21 protein-coding genes and 1 pseudogene are annotated in these 18,873 nt (G+C 74.5%); 10 read left to right on the top strand and 12 right to left on the bottom strand.

Translation table 11 applies throughout. The annotated features are described in order from the left end of the window. Positions 1-56: 56 nt before the first annotated feature. The 3 genes from WCD58_RS12675 to WCD58_RS12665 all read right to left on the bottom strand — a co-directional run bounded on the left by WCD58_RS12675 (position 57) and on the right by WCD58_RS12665 (position 2,039). Positions 57-695 (bottom strand): class F sortase, encoded by a 639-nt coding sequence (locus WCD58_RS12675; RefSeq protein ID WP_337703299.1) that lies wholly within the window; start codon positions 693-695, stop codon positions 57-59. Between the two features lie 11 nt (positions 696-706). Further along, entirely contained in the window at positions 707-1,525 is an 819-nt protein-coding gene (locus WCD58_RS12670) for a DUF4397 domain-containing protein (RefSeq protein ID WP_337703297.1), read from the bottom strand. 100 nt (positions 1,526-1,625) lie between these two features. After that, on the bottom strand, positions 1,626-2,039 hold the full coding sequence (locus WCD58_RS12665; protein ID WP_337703295.1) for a MarR family winged helix-turn-helix transcriptional regulator: 414 nt from the start codon (positions 2,037-2,039) through the stop codon (positions 1,626-1,628). A gap of 84 nt (positions 2,040-2,123) precedes the next feature. Here WCD58_RS12665 and WCD58_RS12660 point away from each other — a divergent pair, with 84 nt between their 5' ends. Further along, a complete protein-coding gene (locus tag WCD58_RS12660; RefSeq protein ID WP_337703294.1) occupies positions 2,124-3,899 on the top strand; it encodes an ABC transporter ATP-binding protein in 1,776 nt (591 codons plus the stop codon). 153 nt (positions 3,900-4,052) lie between these two features. Here WCD58_RS12660 and WCD58_RS12655 read toward each other — a convergent pair whose 3' ends face one another. The 4 genes from WCD58_RS12655 to WCD58_RS12640 all read right to left on the bottom strand — a co-directional run bounded on the left by WCD58_RS12655 (position 4,053) and on the right by WCD58_RS12640 (position 6,630). Further along, the gene (locus WCD58_RS12655; protein WP_337703292.1) at positions 4,053-4,235 is read right to left on the bottom strand and encodes a hypothetical protein; all 183 of its coding nucleotides are present in this window, start codon (positions 4,233-4,235) and stop codon (positions 4,053-4,055) included. Between the two features lie 147 nt (positions 4,236-4,382). Further along, entirely contained in the window at positions 4,383-4,982 is a 600-nt protein-coding gene (locus WCD58_RS12650) for a TetR-like C-terminal domain-containing protein (RefSeq protein ID WP_337703290.1), read from the bottom strand. Between the two features lie 5 nt (positions 4,983-4,987). Next, positions 4,988-5,878 carry an SDR family NAD(P)-dependent oxidoreductase gene (locus tag WCD58_RS12645; protein ID WP_337703288.1) on the bottom strand — a complete coding sequence of 297 codons (891 nt, stop codon included), beginning with the start codon at positions 5,876-5,878 and terminating at the stop codon, positions 4,988-4,990. Positions 5,879-5,889: 11 nt separating this feature from the next. After that, a complete protein-coding gene (locus WCD58_RS12640) occupies positions 5,890-6,630 on the bottom strand; it encodes an SDR family oxidoreductase (RefSeq protein WP_337703286.1) in 741 nt (246 codons plus the stop codon). A gap of 222 nt (positions 6,631-6,852) precedes the next feature. Here WCD58_RS12640 and WCD58_RS12635 point away from each other — a divergent pair. Then, positions 6,853-8,106 (top strand): annotated as a pseudogene (locus WCD58_RS12635) (DHA2 family efflux MFS transporter permease subunit); the annotation flags it as partial. Between the two features lie 362 nt (positions 8,107-8,468). On the opposite strand, the gene WCD58_RS12630 reads toward WCD58_RS12635, so the two are convergent. Together WCD58_RS12630 and WCD58_RS12625 are read right to left on the bottom strand one after the other, a co-directional pair. Then, entirely contained in the window at positions 8,469-8,945 is a 477-nt protein-coding gene (locus WCD58_RS12630) for a YbaK/EbsC family protein (RefSeq protein ID WP_337703281.1), read from the bottom strand. Positions 8,946-8,994: 49 nt separating this feature from the next. Continuing rightward, complete coding sequence (locus WCD58_RS12625; RefSeq protein WP_337703279.1) at positions 8,995-9,303, bottom strand: NIPSNAP family protein; 309 nt, start codon at positions 9,301-9,303, stop codon at positions 8,995-8,997. A gap of 86 nt (positions 9,304-9,389) precedes the next feature. Here WCD58_RS12625 and WCD58_RS12620 point away from each other — a divergent pair, with 86 nt between their 5' ends. The 3 genes from WCD58_RS12620 (at position 9,390) to WCD58_RS12610 (ending at position 11,902) form a co-directional block, all read left to right on the top strand. Next, the gene (locus WCD58_RS12620) at positions 9,390-9,746 is read left to right on the top strand and encodes a helix-turn-helix transcriptional regulator (RefSeq protein WP_337703277.1); all 357 of its coding nucleotides are present in this window, start codon (positions 9,390-9,392) and stop codon (positions 9,744-9,746) included. A 297-nt stretch (positions 9,747-10,043) separates the two neighbouring features. Further along, positions 10,044-11,522, top strand: coding sequence for an HNH endonuclease signature motif containing protein (locus tag WCD58_RS12615; RefSeq protein ID WP_337703276.1), 1,479 nt, complete (start codon positions 10,044-10,046; stop codon positions 11,520-11,522). Between the two features lie 17 nt (positions 11,523-11,539). Further along, positions 11,540-11,902: a VOC family protein gene (locus tag WCD58_RS12610; protein WP_337703273.1), complete on the top strand. Its 363-nt coding sequence runs from the start codon at positions 11,540-11,542 to the stop codon at positions 11,900-11,902. On the opposite strand, the gene WCD58_RS12605 is transcribed toward WCD58_RS12610, so the two are convergent. The 3 genes from WCD58_RS12605 to WCD58_RS12595 all read right to left on the bottom strand — a co-directional run bounded on the left by WCD58_RS12605 (position 11,845) and on the right by WCD58_RS12595 (position 14,799). Continuing rightward, the gene (locus WCD58_RS12605) at positions 11,845-12,753 is read right to left on the bottom strand and encodes a bile acid:sodium symporter family protein (protein ID WP_337703271.1); all 909 of its coding nucleotides are present in this window, start codon (positions 12,751-12,753) and stop codon (positions 11,845-11,847) included. The two genes, WCD58_RS12610 and WCD58_RS12605, sit on opposite strands and share 58 nt — an antisense overlap. 89 nt (positions 12,754-12,842) lie before the next feature. After that, the gene (locus tag WCD58_RS12600) at positions 12,843-13,127 is read right to left on the bottom strand and encodes a hypothetical protein (protein ID WP_337703269.1); all 285 of its coding nucleotides are present in this window, start codon (positions 13,125-13,127) and stop codon (positions 12,843-12,845) included. A 10-nt stretch (positions 13,128-13,137) separates the two neighbouring features. Beyond that, the gene (locus tag WCD58_RS12595) at positions 13,138-14,799 is read right to left on the bottom strand and encodes a sodium:solute symporter family protein (RefSeq protein WP_337703267.1); all 1,662 of its coding nucleotides are present in this window, start codon (positions 14,797-14,799) and stop codon (positions 13,138-13,140) included. 93 nt (positions 14,800-14,892) lie between these two features. On the opposite strand from WCD58_RS12595, the gene WCD58_RS12590 reads away from it, so the two are divergent. The 5 genes from WCD58_RS12590 to WCD58_RS12570 are packed head-to-tail and all read left to right on the top strand — an operon-like array spanning position 14,893 to position 18,865. Next, complete coding sequence (locus WCD58_RS12590) at positions 14,893-15,018, top strand: hypothetical protein (RefSeq protein WP_337703264.1); 126 nt, start codon at positions 14,893-14,895, stop codon at positions 15,016-15,018. Further along, complete coding sequence (gene galT / locus WCD58_RS12585; RefSeq protein ID WP_337703262.1) at positions 15,015-16,001, top strand: galactose-1-phosphate uridylyltransferase; 987 nt, start codon at positions 15,015-15,017, stop codon at positions 15,999-16,001. Before WCD58_RS12590 ends, galT begins: the two co-directional genes overlap by 4 nt. Next, positions 15,998-17,170, top strand: a complete 1,173-nt coding sequence (galK, locus tag WCD58_RS12580) for a galactokinase (RefSeq protein ID WP_337703259.1) — start codon at positions 15,998-16,000, stop codon at positions 17,168-17,170. Before galT ends, galK begins: the two co-directional genes overlap by 4 nt. Before the next feature lie 10 nt (positions 17,171-17,180). Next, entirely contained in the window at positions 17,181-18,173 is a 993-nt protein-coding gene (locus WCD58_RS12575) for a LacI family DNA-binding transcriptional regulator (RefSeq protein ID WP_337703257.1), read from the top strand. Continuing rightward, positions 18,170-18,865, top strand: a complete 696-nt coding sequence (locus WCD58_RS12570) for an alpha/beta fold hydrolase (RefSeq protein ID WP_337703255.1) — start codon at positions 18,170-18,172, stop codon at positions 18,863-18,865. Before WCD58_RS12575 ends, WCD58_RS12570 begins: the two co-directional genes overlap by 4 nt. Positions 18,866-18,873 lie beyond the last annotated feature (8 nt).

The raw sequence follows: 18,873 nt of genomic DNA, 5'->3' as shown, positions 1-18,873 counted from the left end.
CCGATCGAGGTGCCCGGCGGCGCCGCGTCGAAACGCCACCGGACGGCCGCCGGCGCTCATCCGGGCCCGGCCAGCACCACGAGGTTGTCGCGGTAGCTGCGCGCCTCGGTGTCGAACGGTCCGTCGCACGTCACGAGGGCCAGCTGCGCAGGCCCGGTCTCCCGGAAGAGGTCCGCGAGGGGCAGCGCCTCCTTCGAGGAGGTCCGGACCTCCCGCACCCGGTGGACGACGATGTCGTCGGGGCCGCCCGGGCCCTGCACGGTCACCTCGTCGCCGGGGCGCAGATCGCCGAGGTCGGCGAAGGCGCCCTCGCCCTGCACCCGGTCGTCGACGTGCCCGGCGAGGACGGCCGATCCGGCGGGGGCGCCGGGCGCGGGCCCGAACCGGTACCAGCCGACCTCGGCCACCCGCTCCGGCACCGCCATCTGCCCGTCGTCCCGGACGCCGACCGGGATCACCGCGGCGTCCAGGCCCACCGTGCCGGCCCGCACCCGGACCGGTGTGGCGGGCCCGGCGGGAGCCGCGGTCGCCGCGCTCGTCGCGCTCGTCGCGGTCGTCGAGGCCGCCGGTGGCGCTGTCGGAGGTGGTGCCGTCGAGGTGTCGGGGACGAGCCCGGACAGCCCGGCCCCGGCCGGGCCGATCGCCAGCACGAGGCCGACGACCAGCCCGGCCAGGGCGGGACCGCGCCCGGCCACGCCGCGACCGGTCAGCGCCGGCCGGCCGGGCGCAGCCGAGCCAGGGACGCCGCGGCGAGCGCGACACCGAGCAGCGACAGGGCGACCCAGCCGCCGCTCGGGATGCTCGCCGCCGGCGCTCCGGACGGTGCGCCCGAGGGCACGCCGTGGGGTGCGGAGTCCCCGCCGCCGACGGTGAAGGTCACCAGTTCCAGGCTGCCCCGCTCCAGCGACCCGACCGCGTGCACGAATGTCGTCGTGCCCTCGGTCAGCGACAGGTCCGCGGGACCGATCACCGGCTCGGTGGTCCCGGCGGCGGCGACGGCGGCCGTGACCGTGCCGGCGGGCACCTCGAGGGCCTCCTGGTTCGGGTTGGTCAGGTTGCGCACCACGGGCTCGCCGCGGGCGAGGACGTCGACGGCCGGTGCCGCCGCCAGGTGCCGCACGACGACGCGCGCCTGACCGGCGGGGACCTCGCCCACCTCGTTGACCAGCGGCGTCAGCGCCGGCTGACCCTCGGCGGTGAGGTGGGCGGCGAGGGTGACGTTGCCGCCGGCGGGCACGTCGGCCTGGGCGGAGAGCAGGGCCTGGCCGGAGCCGTCGGCGGCGTCGGCGGGGAAGACCGCGACCTGGTGCGGGCCGGACGGGAGGTCCAGGGGGCCCTCGCTCGTGCCGGGAGCGAAGTCGTCGAGTGCCCGCTGCCCGTCGACGTAGACGTCCACGGGTGTGTCGGGGATGCCGTGGACGACGTAGACGGTTCCGGTGTCCTGGGCGGTGGCGGTCCCGGCGGTACCCAGGGCGATCGCGGTCGCGACCAGGGCACCTCCGGCGGCGCGGGTGAGGCGGCGCATCGGTTCTCCTCGGCGAGGCGGAGGCATCGGACACCCCCACTACGGCCGGCGGGCCGCGCACGGATGCACCCGCGGGTCGGCCGGTGTACCGGCCGGTGCGTCAGCCGTCGGCGAGCCGGCGCAGCAGGCGGCCGAGCTCGGCGCGCTCGGTGTCGTCGAGGGCGTCGAAGACGCGGTCGGCCTCCGCCGCCCGGGCCGCCCGGACGGCGGCGCCGAGCTCGGTGCCCGCGGCGGTGGCGACCACCTGGGTGGCCCGGCGGTCGTCCGGGTCGGGCCGCCGCTCCACGAGGCCGCGCTCGGCGAGGGCGTCGACGACCTCGGTGGCCGAGCGCGGCGCGATGCGCAGGTGCTCGGCGAGCTCGCCGGAGCGGGTCGGCCCGTGGCGCAGCAGCACCTCGAGCGCGCGCAGCTGGGACAGCGACACACCCCAGGGGGCGAGCGCCTCGCGCGACTGGTGACGCAGCCGGCGCGCGACCTGCCAGAACGCGTCGGCCAGCGAGCCGTCCTCCTCCACGGGGAATACCGTAGGGCGCTTGCTGTTGTAGCCTCATGTTGAGGATACCTCAGCAAAATTGGACATTCCTGCAGGAGGCGCCCCTTGCCCCGCCCCACCGACGTATCTCCCGAGACGCGGGCGCTCGAGGCCGAACAGGCCCGCCACGTCTCGCTGCGCCGCATCGCGCAGTTGTTCCGCCCGCACCGCGGCCCGCTCGCCGTGGTCGTCGCCGTCATCGTCGCGTCGTCGATCGTCGGGCTGGCGTCGCCGTTCCTGCTGCGTGCCGTCATCGACGACGCGCTCCCGCACCGCGACCTGCCCCTGCTCGCGTGGCTGGCCGGCGGCATGATCGGCGTCGCCGCCGTCACCTCGGTGCTCGGCGTCGTCCAGACCTGGATCTCCACCGGCGTCGGGCAGCGCGTCATGCACCGGCTGCGCACCGACGTCTTCGCCCACCTGCAGCGCCAGTCGCTGGGCTTCTTCACGCGCACCCGCACCGGCGAGGTGCAGTCGCGCATCACCAACGACATCGGCGGGATGCAGACCGTGGTCACCTCCACGGCCACCTCGATCGCCGCCAACCTCACCACCGTCGTCGCGACCGCCGTCGCGATGGTCGCCCTGTCCTGGCAGCTCTCGCTCGTCACGCTCGTCGTGCTGCCGCCCGCCGTGCTCATCAGCCGCCGCGTCGCGCGGATGCGCCGCGAGCTGACCGTCCGCCGGCAGAGCGAGCTCGCCGACCTCAACGTCACCATCGAGGAGGGCCTGTCGGTCGACGCCGCCGCGCTGCACCGCACGCTCGGCACCGGCCCCGCCCTCGTCGACCGGTTCACCGCCTCCTCGGCGCGCCTCACCGACCTCGAGATCCGCTCCCAGCTCGCCGGGCGCTGGCGGATGGCCACGATGAGCGTGGTCTTCGCGGCGATCCCGGCGCTGATCTACCTGGGCGCGGGCCTGCCCTGGACCCTCGGCGAGCTCTCGATCGGCACGCTCGTCGCCTTCACCTCGCTGCAGGCCGGCGTGTTCCGGCCGCTGTCGGGGCTGCTCGACGTCGGCGTCCAGGTGGCCAGCTCGCTGGCGCTGTTCTCGCGGATCTTCGAGTACCAGGACCTCACCGTCGACATCGCCGACCCCGCCGAACCCGTGGAGCTCGGTGAGGTGCGGGGTGACGTGCGGATCGAGGGCGTCACCTACACCCACCCCGGCGGCGACCGCCCCGCCGTCGACGGCGTCGACCTCGACATCCCCGCCGGGACGACCCTCGCGCTGGTGGGGGAGACGGGATCGGGCAAGACGACCCTCGGCGCGCTGGTGGCCCGGCTCCACGACCCCGACGCCGGGCGGATCACCATCGACGGCGTCGACCTGCGCGACCTGCGCCTCGCCGACCTCGCGCGCGTCGTCGGCGTCGTCAGCCAGGAGACCTACCTGCTGCACACCACCGTGCGCGAGAACCTGCGCGTCGCCAAGCCCGACGCGACCGACGCGGAGATCGAGGCGGCGGCCCGCGCCGCGCGGATCCACGACATGGTCGCGTCGCTGCCCGACGGCTACGACACCGTCGTCGGCGCCCGCGGCCACCGGTTCTCCGGTGGCGAGAAGCAGCGCATCGCCATCGCGCGCACGCTCCTGCGCGACCCGCGCGTGCTCGTCCTCGACGAGGCCACCAGCGCGTTGGACACCGAGACCGAGCGCGCCGTGCAGCTGGCGCTGGACGACCTCGCCCGGCACCGCACGACGCTGACCATCGCGCACCGGCTCTCGACGGTCCGGCACGCCGACCGCATCGCGGTGCTCGACCACGGCCGCGTCGTCGAGAGCGGCAGCCACGCCGAGCTCGTCGACCAGGAGGGCCGCTACGCGGCCCTCGCTGCCTGACCCTGCCCGATCGAGCGCGTGGCGCTACGGACGTCCGGTGTCAGCGACGTGGCGTCGCTGACGTTGAACGTCCGCAACGCCACGCGCTCGATCCCGCACACACGACGGCCCGCCCCGGAGTCTCGGGGCGGGCCGTTGATTGTCGGCGCCGGGTCAGCGCAGGGAGCGGTCGATCCACCGGGCGTCGACACCGTTGCGGTGCTGCTCGATGCGACGCAGCCGGGTGCGGGCCTGGTGGGTCAGCCCGTCGAGGCGGTCGAGGATCTGGCGCAGTTCGGCGATCTCGTTGTCGAGGGCGCTGTCGGCCTCGGACTCCGGGGTCGTACTGGCGGTCACGGCGAACCTTCTTCGGGTCGCGGGTGGTTCGGGGAAGCGCCGCCGGATCGGCCCGTCCGAGGGGTTCGGGATCGATCCAGTGACGCCTCACCGATGCTACGCCCCGCTCCGTCCGGAGTCGCACCAGGCTCGCGCACGAGCAGGTGATCAGCGGCCGGCGATCCCGTGAACGAGCTGGTCGACCAGCGTGCTCGCGAACGTCTCGGTGAGCGGCTGATCCGGGATCAGCAGCCGGTGGTAGCAGGCCCCCCAGAGCTGGTCGACCACGGCCTCGGCGTCCACGTCCTCCCGGAGCTCGCCGCGCTCGCGGGCCCGCCCGACCGCGTCCACGGCCAGCGCGCGCCGGGGCGCCGAGTAGTTCTCCCGGTAGGCCGCGGCCAGCTCCGGGTCGGTCTGGGCGGAGCCGATGAGCTCGGCGATCACCCGTCCCGCGGGCGTCTGCGTCATCAGCCGGACGAACGCCCGGACCTGCTCGGTGAGGTCGGCGGCGATGTCGCCGGTGTCGGGGAACGCGAGTGTGCTCTCGACGGTGCGGAAGTAGGCCTCGAGCGCGAGCGCCCCGCGCGACGGCCACCACTTGTGCAGCGTCGTGCGGCTCGCGCCCGAGATCGCGGAGACCCGCTCGAACGTGAAGCCGCCCATGCCCTCGGCGAGCAGCAGGTCCCCGGCGGCGGCGAGCACCTCGCCGCGGACCTCGTCCGCGGGTCGGCGTCCCCGCCCGCGCCGCCGGGTCTGCTGCTCGGTCACCGAGGTCACGCTAGTGCCCGCGGGTGCAGGAGGTCGTCGAGCCCGATGCGCCGGTAGAACTCGGTGCGCACGCGGTCGCCGACGGCGTTGACGACCTCCGCGCCGTCGTCGGCGGGGTCGACGTGCACCCGGAACGGGCGCGTCCCCGCCGGGGTGTCGACCACCCGCACGATCGCCCGCGCGACCTCCGCCGGGTCGGCGTCGGGCGGCGACAGCTCCGCCAGCCGCGCCCCGACCTGGTCCATCAGCCCGCCGTAGCGCTCCTCGTACGCCGCGGCGACGGGCTCGTCGGCGGCGTGGCCCGCGTGCGCGAAGTGGTTGGTGCCGCTGGTGAACGAGCCGGGCACGACGATCGAGGTGTCGATCCCGAACCGCGCGAGCTCGGCCGCGTAGCTGACCGCGAGCGCGTCCATCCCGGCCTTGGCCGCGAAGTACGGCGCGAGGTAGGGCGGCGTGCCGCCCCGGGTGCTCGTCGACCCGACCCACAGGACGAGCCCGTGTCCCTGCGCGCGCAGGTGGGGCAGGGCGGCGCGGTTGAGCCGCTGGGTGGAGACGACGTTGGTGTCGTAGACGGCCGCGAGCTGCTCGGGCGTGAACGCCTCGGCCGGGCCGAGCACCATGTGCCCGGCGTTGTGCACGACGACGTCGAGCCCGCCGGCCTCGGCGACGACGTGGGCGACCGCCGCGTCGACCGAGGCCTGGTCGGCGACGTCGAGCTCGACGGTGCGCAGGTCCGCGCCGTGCTCGGCGGCGAAGGCCGCGGCGTCGGCGACGGCCGGCGCGTTGCGGCCGATGGTGTCCCGGACCCCGGCGTAGACGGTGTGCCCGGCCCGCGCCAGCGCGCGGGCGCTCAGGGCGCCGAACCCGGACGAGGCGCCGCTGATGACGATGATCATGATCTCTCCCCTCAGGCCAGTCCGCCGTTGGCGAACAGCGTCTGGCCGTTGACCCAGCGCGCCGGTCCGGCGAGGAACGCGACGGCCTCGGCGATGTCGCGGGGCCGGCCGAGGCGCTCGAGCGGAGGCGCTGCCGCGAGGCCCGCGACCTGCTCGTCGGTCTTGCCGTCGAGGAACAGCGGCGTGGCCGTCGGCCCGGGCGCGACGGCGTTGACGGTGACGTCGCGGCCGCGCATCTCGCGGGCGAGCACGGGCACGAGCGCCTCCACGGCCCCCTTGCTGGCGACGTAGCCGCCGTAGGTCGGGAAGGACAGCCGCGTCACCGTCGTCGAGAACGCGATGATCGCGCCGCCGGCCCGCACCCGGCGGGCGGCCTGCTGGGCGACGACGACGGTGCCGCGGATGTTGGTGCGGTGCATGCGGTCGAGGTCGTCGAGGTCGAGCTCGGCGATCGGGGCCAGGGTCATGATCCCGGCCGTGTTGACGACGACGTCGATCCCGCCGAAGGCCTGCTCGACGGCGTCGAAGGCGGCGGCCATCTCCTCGGGCTCGGCGACGTCGCCGCCGACCGCGATCGCCCTCCCACTCGCGGACCCGATCGCGGCGACGACCTCCTCGGCGCGGGCCTTGTTGCCCGCGTAGTGCACGCCGACGGCCATCCCGTCGGCGGCGAGACGCTCCGCCACCGCCCGGCCGATCCCGCCGGAACCTCCGGTGACGAGCGCCGTGCGCGTGGTCTCGGTGCTGCTCATCGTTCCCTCCGGTGTTTGATGTGGACGCTGTGCCCATATCGAGAGAACCACGAAAAGGACGCCGCGTCCATATACGGGAGTGTGACGGCGGCGACAGGTGGTCGGGGACGACCGCGCGCTCCCCGTCCCGCGGAGATCGACGTCTCACGCTGGATGTCCGGATCGCTGGGTATCTTGGCACGGAGTGACAGCAAAGTTCTCCACCGCGCTCCGGGAGAAACCGTGACCGACACCGCCGTGCCCGATCAGCAGCAACGGACCTCGCGGTCCGGGCTGCTGCTGGCGGTCCTCGTGGGCTCGGCGTTCGTCATGATCCTCAACGAGACGATCCTGTCGGTCGCCCTACGGGACCTGACCGTCGACCTCGGCGTCTCGACCACGACGGTGCAGTGGCTGACCAGCGGGTTCCTGCTGACGATGGCCGTGGTCATCCCGACCACCGGCTACCTGCTCGAGCGCTTCACGCCCCGCACGATCTTCCTGATCTCGCTGAGCCTGTTCAGCGTCGGCACGCTCGTCAGCGCGCTCGCGCCCGGCTTCGCCGTGCTGCTGGTCGGCCGGGTCATCCAGGCCGCCGGCACCGCGGTGATGATCCCGATGCTCATGACGACCGTGATGCGCCTCGTGCCGCCGGAGCGCCGCGGCCAGACGATGGGCACGATCACGATCGTCATCGCCGTCGCGCCCGCGGTCGGGCCGACGATCGGCGGCGCGGTCCTGGAGTACCTCGGCTGGCGCTGGATGTTCTGGCTGGTCCTGCCGCTGTCGGTGGCCGCGCTGCTCGTCGGCGCCCGCTGGATGCACCTGCCCACGACGACCCGGCGCGTGCCGCTCGACCTGCTCTCGGTGCTGCTGTCCGCGATCGGCTTCGCCGGCCTGCTGTACGGGCTGTCGTCGATCGGGGAGTCCGGCGGCGGCGAGCACCCCGTCCCGCCGTGGGTGCCGATCGTGGTCGGCGTCGTCGCCCTGGTCGTGTTCGTCGCGCGCCAGCTGCGCCTGCAGCGCCGGGACCGCGCGCTGCTCGACCTGCGGCCGTTCACCCGGCGCGCGTTCTCGGTCGCGATCCTGCTGTCCATCCCGCTGTTCATGAGCCTCATCGGTGCCGCCGCCGTGCTGCTGCCGCTCTACCTGCAGACGGTGCTGGGCACGAGCACGTTCGTCAGCGGGCTCGCGGTGCTGCCCGGCGGGCTGGTGCTCGGTGCGCTCGGGCGCCCGGTCGGCGCGCTGTTCGACCGCTACGGCGCGCGCCCGCTGGTGATCCCGGGTGCGGTGGCGATGGCGACGTCGCTGTGGCTGTTCGCGTCGCTCGGCGCGGGCTCGCCGCTGTACGCGGTGATCGGCATCCACGTCCTGCTCACCGGTGCCCCGGACGCGCCCGGCATCCGCTCGGCGTTCGTCGTCGCGGGCTGCCTCGGCGTCGTGGCGCTCGTGGTGGCGCTGTTCGTCAAGGGGCGGTCGCGCACGCCGGAGCCGGCGGTCGCCCCGGAGCCCGAGGTCGAGGCGTCGGACGAGCGCCTCGTACTCTCCGGGACGGTCGAGGGGCCCGCCGAGGCGGTGGTGACGCTCGTCGACACCGACGGCCGCCAGCACGGGCACGCGAGCACGACCGGCGGCCGCTACCGCCTCCCGGTCCCCGAGGCGGGCACGTGGCTCGTGATCGTCAGCGCGCCCGGCCACTCACCCCAGGCCCGTCGTCTCGAAGTGCGCGGCGACGACCTCGCCCACGACCTCACCCTCACCGCCCGCTGAGCACCCGGAGAATGCGAGCGATGCGGCATCGCTGGCGTCTCACGCCAGGATCGCCACACGCTCGCCGACGCGACACGCCGGGTCGGCGGTCAGCCGGCGGCCACCTCGAGCAGCGTCCCGCCCGTGAGCGCGACGAGCTCGTCGGCGGTCGTCGGGAACATCGAGTGCTCGTCGCCGGCGCCCGCCCAGACCGTCGGGTAGGCGGCGAGGGCGACGTCGACGAGGCAGGGCAGCGGCGCCGGGTGCCCGACCGGCGACACGCCGCCGACGCGCTGGCCGGTCGCGCGCTCGACGGTGTCGGGGTCGGCGCGCTTCACGCGGCGCTTGGCGACGTCGAGGTGGGCGGCGACCCGGCCGAGGTCGACACGGTGGGCCCCCGACGCCAGCACGAGCACGACCCCGTCGCCGGCGGTGAAGACGAGGCTGTTGGCGATGGCGCCGACCGCGCAGCCCAGCTGCTCCGCGGCCGCGGCGGCCGACGGGACCGGCGTCGCGAAGGTGCGGATCTCCCGGGGCGAGCCGGCGTCCTCGAGCGCGCGCCGCACCGCCTCCCTGCCCGTGGTCACGAGCGGGCAGGCTAGGCCCGCGGCGAGCCGGCGGGCGACCGGGTTCCGATCACGACGGCAGCAGCGGGCGCATGAACGTCCGGTCGTACCGGAGCACGCACCCGCTCTCGTCGCGGATGCGGTCGTCCTCGACGAACTCGGGGTCGTCGCCGAAGCGGGCGCGGTAGGTCGCGTCGTCGGCGAGGCTCGGGAAGCTGAACAGCGCGAGCGCCGCGTCGCTGGCGCCCTCGGCGGGCAGGAAGTACCCGTGGTGGACGCCGCCGTGGCGTGCGACGAGGTCCATCCAGCGGGCGGCGAAGCGCTCGAAGTCGGCGATCTTCGCCGGGTCGATGACGTCGTGCACGACGCAGGTGATCACGTCGGGGGAGTACCCGCGAAGGACGCAACGGGCTCGGCCCGACGGCGGAGTGTCACGGGGGCGGTGTCCCGGCAATCCTGCTGGTCATGACCACGACGGCTCCCCGCCGCGCCCCCGCCCCGCGCGCCCGTATCCGTGACCGCGGGCAGGTCGACGCGCTCGTCCTCGCCGCGCTGGCCGAGGCGCCGCGACGGCAGGAGGAGATCGCGGAGGTCCTGCGCTCCCAGGTCGGCGACGTCCTCGACATCCCGTACTCGCGGATCGTGCCCACCCTGCACCGGCTCGTGCGCAACCGGCTCATCGTGCGCTCGAGCAAGGACCCCCGCCGCTACCGGCTCACCGAGACCGGCGCGCGCTCCCTCACCGCCCGCCGCCGGGCCGCCGACGCCTTCGCCACCTCGATACACCGCCTCGCCGACGGTGGTGCGGAGGGTTCTGACTGACCGAAGGGCACGTTGGGTCGGGTAGATGGGCGAGGGGCACCGTTCGCCGGAATGCCGAGCGGGCAGCGCTCGCGCGAGAGGCGCGGCGCGCGTGATCATCAGGCAGCTGAGCTGCGGGAGGTGCCGCTCGCGCACCGGCCGCGCGGACGGCGCACGCAACCGGCACCTCCCGCATGATCATCGGGTCGCTGAGCTGCGAAAAGTGCCGGTCGCGGGGTCGCTGAGGCGGTACCGACCCTACGAGATGAGCTGACGCGGGTGTCGCCGATGGCGCGATGCTTTGGTAGACTCGAACACATGAGCGAACGGGTGCTCGGGCCGGTGGAACGGGAGGTGCTCGAGCGCGCCCGCCTCGGTGAGGTCACCCGCCGCCGGGAGGGCTACGCCCGTCTCGGGCAGGTCGCCGAGCTCGACCGCGCCCAGGTCGCCGAGCTCTCCGGGGACCGCTGCACCCGCCGGCTGCTCGAGGTGCTGTGGCGCATCCCCGCCGCCGAGGCGAAACGCCTCGTCGGTGAGGCGCGGGATCTGTGCTCCCGCAGCTCGCTGTCCGGCGAGCCGCTACCGCCACGCCTGCCCTGTACCGCGACCGTCGCGGCAGCCGGCGAGGTCGGGCCGGCGCACATCGCGATCATCCGCACCACCATGCGACGGCTCGACCGCGTCGACGCCCTGCCCGTCGACGACTGGGCCGACGCGGAGCAGACGTTGGCCGACGAGGCGACCCGGCTGGGTCCGAAAGGGCTGCAGGCGGTCGCCGACCGGGTGCTGGCGCACCTCGACCCCGACGGCGAAGAACCCCCCGAGGAGGACGCCGGCCGCGACGACGAGCTGTGGTTCGTGCGCCGCCGCAACGGGATGCTGCTGTTCCGGGGGCGAATGTCCGACCCGGTAGACGCCGAAGCGTTCGTCGAGACCATCGACACCATGGCCACCCCCTACGGGCCCGACGACCAGCGCGAACTCAAACTGCGACGCATCGAAGGCCTCAAAGACCTCGTCAACGACGCCACCGGCCCCCACGGCATCGCCTCTGATGCCCGCGACGGAACGACCGACGACGCGGCTGACGCCACTACCGACGCCGCCTCAGGCGACGAACCGAACGACGACGGGGCTGACGCCACCACCGACGCCGCCTCAGGCGGCGAACCGACCGACGACGGCGCGGCCGATGACACCGCTCGTGACGCGACCGAGGACGGGTTGATCCCTGCGCCCCGCCGCCCGGAGCCGTCCGGGCACCCGGCGGGACGTACCGCGCGGGCCGCGCGGCCGGGGCGGGCGCTGCTCACGATCACCCTCGACCAGCGGTGGCTCACCGACACCCTCACCACCCACGCCCGCCACCGTGGCTACGGGCTGCTCGACTCCGGCGCCCCCGTCCACCCCGCCACGCTGCGCCGCTGGGCCTGCGACGCCGACATCGTCCCCATCGTCCTCGGCGCGAAATCCGAGCCCCTCGACGTCGGCCGGCTCCAACGCACCGTCACCGACGCCATCCGCCGCGCGCTGAACCTGCGAGACGGCGGCTGCGCGTTCCCCGACTGCACCCGCCGCCCCCGGCGCTGCCACGCCCACCACATCCGCCACTGGCGCGACCACGGCCCCACCCGGATCGACAACCTGGTGCTGCTGTGCAGCTACCACCACCAACTGCTCCACCACGGCCACTGGACCGTCACCATCCAAGACGGCCGACCCTGGTTCACCCCACCCCACTGGATCGACCCCCACCGACAACCCGGCCTCGGCGGACGACCCCGCGTCCCGACCTGAGGGCCACACTGGCGGCCGTGTACTCCGGCCTCCACCACGTGCAGCTCGCCCTGCCCGCCGGGGAGGAGGACCGGGCGCGCGCGTTCTTCGTCGGCGTCCTCGGCATGACCGAGATCGACAAGCCGCCCGTGCTGGCCGTGCGCGGCGGCGCCTGGTTCCGCGCCGCCCTCGAGATCCACCTCGGCGTCGAGGACGACTTCCGCCCGGCGCACAAGGCGCACCCCGGGATCCTCGTCGACGACCTCGACGCCGTCGCGGAGCGCCTGCACGAGGCCGGCCACCACGTCACCCCGGACCGCGACTTCCCGGGATTCCGCCGCTTCTACGCCCACGACCCCTTCGGCAACCGCCTCGAGTTCCTCGAGCCGGAGGACGGCTGATCAGGCGTCCGGCGCGCCAGGAACCACGTCAACACCGCGGCCGGCCCGAACATCAGCGCGCCGTACATCGCCGGCACCACCGCCGCGCGCGAGTCGCCGAGGACCGTCGCGCAGACGGTGATCGCCAGCGCCACGTTGTGGATGCCGATCTCGAGCGACGAGGCGACGGCCTGGGGCCGTCCGAGCCGGACGAGCCGGGGCACGACGTAGCCGACGGTCAAGGACAGGACCGACAGCCCCAGCACCAGCCCGCCGACGGCCACCAGCCCCCGGAGGAACGCCGCGGCCTGCGGCGCGACGGCGACGACGATCGCGAGGAACACCACGGCGATCGACAGCAGCCGCACCGGCCGCTGGAGCCGCACCGCGAGGTGCGGCCGCAGCCGCCGCACCAGCATCCCGAGGGCCGCCGGGAGCAGGACGACGAGCGCGACCTGGACGACCTTGTCCGGGGGCACCGTCACCGCGCCGCCCACGCCGAGCCTGCCGACGGCGAACCCGATCACCAGCGGCATCGTGACGAACGCGAGCGCGGCGTTGAGGGCGGTCGCGGTGATGTTGAGCGCGACGTCGCCGCCCGCGAGGTGGCTGAAGACCGCCGCCATCGGGCCGCCGGGGGACGCGAGCAGGACGACGACGCCGAGCGCGAGCGACGGCGCGAGCCCCAGCACCAGCAGGAGCGCCGCCCCGAGCGCCGGCACGACGACGATCTGGCAGGCGAGGACGACGAGGACGGCCTTCGGCGCGGTGGCCACGCGACCGAAGTCGGCGAGCGTGAGCTCCAGGCCCAGCCCGAACATCACGACGGCGAGGCCGAACGGCAGGACCGCGAAGAAGGCCTCGAACGTCACGAGTACCGACGGTAGCCATCAGCGGGCGGTCGACCACGACTCTGTCACCCGGAAAGACCAGTCGATGCTCACACTGAGCGAGTCGGACCTCAGGCCGGCGGCGCGCCCATCTCCTCGGCCTCCTCGTCGACCTCGATCCCCAGCGGGCGCAGCGACGCCCAGGCCAGGAAGGTGATCGCCACGACGACCAGGACGATCCCGGTCCACAGGTTCACCGCGAAGCCCGCGGCCTGCACGAGCTGCTCGGCGCCGTCGAGGAGCCCGCGGATCACGAGCACCACGCCGTAGAACCCGAGCAGGCCGCCGATCACGTAACGGACGTCGAACAGCCGGGCCATCCGGCTCGTGACGGCGGGGCCACCTTCGGTGCTCATCTGCACTCCCTCACGCGAACACGATGTTGAGGACGATGGTCAGGGCCAGCGCGATGCCGCCCAGCAGGATCGGGCGCCGCCACCACACGGCCTCCCGGGGCTGGCGCACGGTCGGCACGACGCCGTCGGCCCCCGCGACGCCGTAGACGATCCCGGCGAGCCGTTCCCGGGCCGGGGCGCGGCCGAACAGGGAGACAAGGACGGTGACGACCGCGTCGACGACGAACGCCGCGCCGGCCTGGTAGAAGGTCACCTCGATGTCCGAGCCGAAGGTCAGCACGCCGGCCTTCGACAGGACGAAGACGGCGGTCCCGGCGACGACACCGGAGAGCAGGCCCCAGAAGCCGCCCCAGCCGGTGGTGCGCTTCCAGAACATGCCGAGGATGAACGTCGCGAAGATCGGGGCGTTGAAGATCCCGAACAGCGACTGCAGGTAGGTCATGATGTTGTTGAAGCCGGCGGCGAGGAACGCGGTGCCCACCGCGATGACCACGCCGCCCGCGGTGACCGCCCGGCCCATCGTCAGGTAGTAGGCGTCGGACCGTCCGCGGGCCAGGTAGGGCTGGACGAGGTCGTAGGTGACGACGGTGTTCAGCGAGCTGACGTTGGCGGCGACGCCGGCCATGAACGAGGCGAACAGCCCGGTGACGGCGACGCCGAGCACACCCTGGGGCAGCAGCTGGCCCATCAGCGCCGGGATGGCGTCGTTGTACTCGAGCCCGCCGGTCTCGTCGTTGCCGAAGTTCGGGATGGCGACGAGCGCGACGAGTCCGGGGATGATGGTGACCGCCGGGATGAAGATCTTCGGGAAGGCGGCGATGAGCGGGGTGCGCTGCGACGCGGACCGGTCCTTGGCCGAGAGCGCGCGCTGGATCTCGGCGAAGTTCGTCGTCCAGTAGCCGAAGGACAGCACGAACCCGAGGCCCAGCACGATCCCGATCCAGTTGGCGCCGATGGGGTTGCTGACGTCGCCGACGCCGGTGCCCTGCCAGGCGTGCAGGCCGTTCGGGCCGAGCGCGGAGGCCTCGACGCGGGCGGCCAGCTCGCCGAACCCGCCGACCGAGCGCACCGCGACGATCGCCAGCGGGATCAGGCCCGCGAGGATGATGAAGAACTGCAGGACCTCGCCGTAGATCGCGCTGCCCAGACCGCCGGCGCCGATGTAGATCAGGACGACCGCGGCGGAGGCGAGGATGCCGGCCCACAGCGGCCAGCCGAGCAAGGCCTGCAGAACGATCGCCAGCGCGTACAGGTTGACCCCGGCGATGAGCACGCTGGCCACGGCGAACACCACGGCGTTGAGCACGTGGGTCTGGTTGTTGTAGCGCAGCTTGAGGAACTCGGGGACCGAGCGGACCTTCGAGCGGTAGTAGAAGGGCATCATCACGATGCCGAGGAAGACCATCGCCGGGATGGCGCCGATCCAGTAGTAGTGCACGGTCGCGACGCCGTACTGGGCGCCGTTGGCCGCCATGCCGATGATCTCGGTGGCCCCGAGGTTCGCCGCGACGAACGCCAGACCCGTCACCCACGCCGGCAGCGACCGTCCGGCGAGCAGGAAGTCGGCGCTGGTGCCGACGGCCCGTCGCGCGACGACGCCGATACCGAGGACGACCACGAAGTAGACCGCCAGCAGCGTGTAGTCCAGCCATCCCAAGTCGAGCCGCAGCATCGCGTCTCCCTGTCGTATCCCGGCCGTGAACGTTAACGTGATGGTTCACGAGACTGATACCGGCGTGAGGTCGGCGTCAAGGGGGAGGCGTAGTTGGACGAGCACGGAGCGTCGATCCCGCCCGGGGAGGACGGCGACGACCAGGCGGTGCACGAGGAGGTCGGCGAGCTCGCCGACGGCCGGACGATCCGGTACTTCACGTGGGAGGGCGAGGAGTGAGCGAGCGCCGCTACGACCCCACCCACGGCGAGTGGGTCACGTTCGCGACGCACCGCCAGGACCGGACCTACAAGCCCGCGGCCGCGGCGTGCCCGTTGTGCCCGACCCGGCCCGGCGGGCCGGAGACGGAGGTCCCGCGCGAGCACTTCGACGTCGCGGTGTTCGACAACCGCTTCCCGTCGCTGTCGACCGAACCCCCGGAGCCCGGGATCGCCGGCACCGACCTCGTCCCGGTCGAACCGGCCTACGGCCACTGCGAGGTCGTCGTGTTCACCGACGACCACGACGCCACCCTCGCCGACGTCGGCGTCGCCCGGGTGCACCTGCTCGTCGAGGCCTGGGCGCGCCGGGTCGCCGACCTCGGCGCCGACCCCCGCGTGCGCTACGTGCTGCCCTTCGAGAACAAGGGCGAGGCGGTCGGCGTGACGCTGCACCACCCGCACGGCCAGATCTACGCCTACCCCGACGTGCCCCCGCGCCCGGCGCGCGAGCTCGCCGCCGGACGCCGCCACCACGACCGGACCGGGCGCTGCGTGTTCTGCGACGTCGTCGCGGCGGAGAGCGCGGGCCCCCGCGCGGTCGTCGCCGGCGAGCACTTCGTCGCCGGGGTGCCGCCCTGGGCCCGCTTTCCCTACGAGATCGACATCTGGTCCCGTGAGCACGTGCCCTCACTGCCGGAGCTCACCGAACCCGCCCGCGCCGACCTCGCCCGCGTCCTCGCGCGCGTGCTCGCCGGGTACGACCGGTTCTTCGGCTTCAGCACCTCGTATCTCCTGGGCGTCCACGCCGCGCCCACCGACGGCAGCGACCGCGACGTCGCCCACCTGCACCTGGAGATCTGCCCGCCGCACCGGGGCGGCGGCAAGCTCAAGTACCTCGCGGGGTCGGAGACGTTCGGCGGGGCGTTCCTCACCGACGTCGCCCCCGAGGTCGCCGCCGAGCGACTGCGGACGGCCTGCGCGGACGTGGCGGTGCCGGCGTGAGCGCGGCCGCCGCCGAGCTGGCGCAGGCCTTCCGCGACGCCGTCGGCCACGACCCCGAGGGCGTGTTCGCGGCGCCGGGCCGCGTGAACCTCATCGGCGAGCACACCGACCACAACGAGGGCCACGTGCTGCCCTTCGCGATCGACCGCCACTGCCGCGTCGCCGCCGGTCGCCGCGCGGACGACGTCGTCACGATCCGGTCGGCGCAGGAGCCCGGCGGCCCGGTCGAGACGACCCTCGACGCGCTGCACCGCGCCACGGGCTGGTCCGCCTACGCCCTCGGCACCCTGTGGGCGCTGCGCGAGGCGGGCCTGCCCGGCGACCGCGGCGGGGACACGGGCTGGGATCTCGTCGTCGCCGGCGACGTCCCCCTGGGCTCGGGGCTGTCGTCGTCGGCGGCGCTGGAGTGCGCGGTCGCCCTGGCCGTGACCGACCTGAGCGGCAGCGACCTCGACCGCCACACCCTCGCCCGCGCCGGACGCCGCGCCGAGAACGACGTCGTCGGCGCGCCCGTCGGGATCATGGACCAGGCGGCGTCGCTGCTGTGCCGCGACGGGGCCGCGCTGCTGCTCGACTGCCGCACGCTGGAGGGGCAGGACGTGGCGCTCGGGCTCGACGAGGTCGGGCTGGTCACGCTCGTCGTCGACACCCGCGTGCGCCACGACCTCACCGACGGCGGGTACGCCGACCGCCGGGCCTCCTGCGTCGCGGCGGCCGAGGCACTCGGGGTGCCCGCGCTGCGGGACGCGACGCCGGAGATGCTCGACCGGCTCGAGGGAACAGAGCGGAAGCGCGCCCGCCACGTCGTCACCGAGCAGGCGCGCGTACACCGGGTGGTCGAGCTGCTGCGCGCCGGGCGTCCCGCCGACGTCGGCCCCGAGCTCACCGCGTCCCACGCCTCGCTGCGCGACGACTTCGAGGTCTCGGTGCCGGCGCTCGACGCGGTCGTCGAGACCGCGCTGGCGCACGGGGCCCTCGGCGCGCGGCTGGTCGGGGGCGGCTTCGGGGGCAGCGCGCTGGTGCTGGCGCCGGCACGGACGGCGGAGGAGATCGGCGAGGCGGTCGTGCGGCGCGCGGCCGACGACGGCCACCCCGAGCCCGTGGTCCGCGAGGTGCACCCCGCGGGCGGCGCGCGTCGCGAGCCGTGGACCCCGGGCGAGCGGCACTAGGGTCGGGGCGATGGAGGCCGATCACTCGGTCCGCGTGACCATCGACGACGTCGCCCGGGCGGCCGGCGTCTCGCGTCAGACCGTCTCGCGGGCGATGAACGGCAAGGGCGAGATCAGCGCGGCGACCCGGCGCCGGGTGCTGGCGACGATCGAGGAGCTCGACTACCGCCCCAGCGTGTTCGCCCGCGGCATGCGCACCCAGCGCGCGGGCACGCTCGGGCTGATCCTCTCCGACATCGCCAACCCCTTCTTCCCGGCCGTCGCCCGCGGGGTGTTCGACGCCGCCGCGGCCCACGGGCTCTCGGTGGTCGTGCACAACACCGACGCCCACGCCGGCCGGGAGGCCGCCGCGGCGCGGGAGATCCTCGAGCGGGGCGCCGAGGGCGTCATCGGGTTCTTCGAGGCGCTCGCCGACGAGGAGCTCGTCGAGATCCACCGGCGCCTGCCCCTGGTCGTCGCCGACCGGCGCGCGCCGGCCCCGACGGTCGCGAGCGTGTCGTCGGACTTCGCCACCGGCACCCGCCTCGCCGTCGAGCACCTGCAGGCCCGGGGCCACCGGTACCTCGGGATGCTCGACGGCGCCGTCGGCGTCGACCACGTCCGCCGGCACGCGTTCGCCGGGTCCGCCCCCGGCGCGCCGATCGTCACCGGACCGCCGACGATCACCGGCGGCGGCGCCGCAGCCGCTCAGCTGCTCGGCGAGCACCCCGAGGTCACCGCGCTGTTCGCGTTCAACGACCTCATGGCCGTCGGCGCGATCCGCGCGCTGCGCGAGCGGGGGCGGCGCGTGCCCGACGACTGCGCCGTCGTCGGCTACGACGACCTCACCCTCGCCGCCGACCTCGACCCACCGCTGACCACCGTGCACACCGACAAGTACGAGCTGGGCCGCACGCTCGTCGAGGCGCTCGACGGCGCGATCCGCGCGCGCCGCGAGGAGACGTCCGCCGACCCCGGGCACCGGCTCCTCCCCGCGACGCTCGTCGTCCGCCGGTCCGCATGACGGGCGAGGTCCTGCCCGCGCCGGGTCGCCCGGTCGCCGTGGCGGTGCCGGGGCTCGGTCTCACCGTCCGCGGGTGGCGCGGCGTCGTCGAGGACCTCGCCGACACCGTCCCGACGGCCGTGGTCGCGCTGCCGGCGTACGGGCTGCGGGCGGGGCGGGGTCCGATCACGCCGGCGTCGTCGGCCGACGACCTCGCGCGGCGCCTGGTGGACGTCGCGGACGGCCCGGTCGTGCTGTTCGGACACTCGGCGAGCTGCCAGGTCGTCGCCGAGGTCGCGCGCCGGCACCCCGCGACGGTGCGCGGGCTGGTCCTCGTCGGCCCGACGGCGGCCCCGCACCTCTCGACGCGCCGTCGCCTCGTCGCCCGCTGGCTGCGCACCGCGGCCCACGAGGACCCGCGGCGCGTGCCGGCCATCCTGCGCGACTACCTCACGACCCGGCTCTCCGGCTTCGCCCGTGCCCTGCGCGCGGCCCGGCGCCACGACCTGCGCGAGGCCCTCGCCGGGTCACAGGTCCCCGTCTTCGTGGTGCGCGGTCCGCACGACCACCTCGCGCCTGCCGGGTGGCTGGCCGACCTGGCCGCGGTCCGACGCGGGATCACGACGGTGACGACGCGGGACGGGGCGCACATGGTGCCGCTCACGCGTCCCGCCGAGCTCGCGCGGGTGTGTCGGGACGGGCTGCCGGGGTAGTCGCCGCC

This window comes from Actinomycetospora flava (assembly GCF_037400335.1).
In the GTDB taxonomy this organism is placed as follows: Bacteria; Actinomycetota; Actinomycetes; order Mycobacteriales; family Pseudonocardiaceae; genus Actinomycetospora; species Actinomycetospora flava.
The sequence above is the reverse complement of the archived record's forward strand: the minus strand, read 5'-3'. Positions and strand labels throughout refer to the sequence as shown.